This is a genomic window from Streptococcus sp. GMD4S (assembly GCF_000296955.1).
Genome location: NZ_AJRE01000318.1, coordinates 1 through 829, shown reverse-complemented (window position 1 = coordinate 829; position 829 = coordinate 1). Strand labels below are relative to the sequence as shown.

The window sequence follows — 829 nt, the reverse complement described above, 5'->3', positions numbered from 1 at the left end:
TGGGTTCTGTTTAACGTCTGTGTCTCCTGCTTATAAATAAAAACTAAAATTTATATTTTTGTGGTATAATATATATTAACAAGTACTTGTTTTCGTTCCGTTTTAGAGGACTATAGGCTGTTAATCATTTTAGAATTTTTTGCATAGATTTTCTAAAAATTATAAAAATCCATGGATAATAACGGATGAAGTCTCGTAAGCTTGGCTGAATAGAAATCAAAAAGGAGAAAATTATGAATAAGAAAGAATGGGTAAAACAATTTGAGGAGGTCAATGGCCGCAAGCCGACTGCATCAGAATTAGCAGAGGCGCAGTCAACTAAAAAGTTTGCGAGAGGAACTAGAAACATTAAAATCTATATTGGGTTAGTCCTCGGTATTTTGGTTGCTATAATCCTAGTAAGTGTTTTCTCGCATTCTTTGATTGGAAAGAAAGAGTCAAATCAAGCATCGTCTGCTGTTTCAACTACAGAGTCAACAAGTCAATCGTCTACAAGCCAAGGAAAAACAGATGAGGCTGATAAGGATAAACAAGAGGAAATTCAGAAACTCAAGGATCAACTGACTGCTTTAGATACCAAAATTACTGAAGCAGAAGCACTTGTTAGCAAGTTAAAGAAAGAAACTACCGTTCCAAAACTAGATATTGAAGCAATCAAGAACAATGATTTGTCTAGTTTAGAAGGCACTTGGCGTAGTCAATCTGGTAATGAATACATTATTAAGAATTCTGGAGAAGTAGATGCGACTTGGTTTACAAATGATCAAAAGTACGAATCTGTAGTTGGATTAAAGGTATCAAAAGGTCAAGATAGTCGTAACCCTGAGAC

General features: G+C 34.7%; 1 protein-coding gene. It reads left to right on the top strand.

Annotated features, from left to right (window positions below; translation table 11 throughout):
- Positions 1–233: 233 nt before the first annotated feature.
- Positions 234–829, top strand: a 596-nt coding sequence (locus tag GMD4S_RS09635) for a DUF6287 domain-containing protein (RefSeq protein ID WP_001034438.1), incomplete at its 3' end; no start/stop codon positions are given.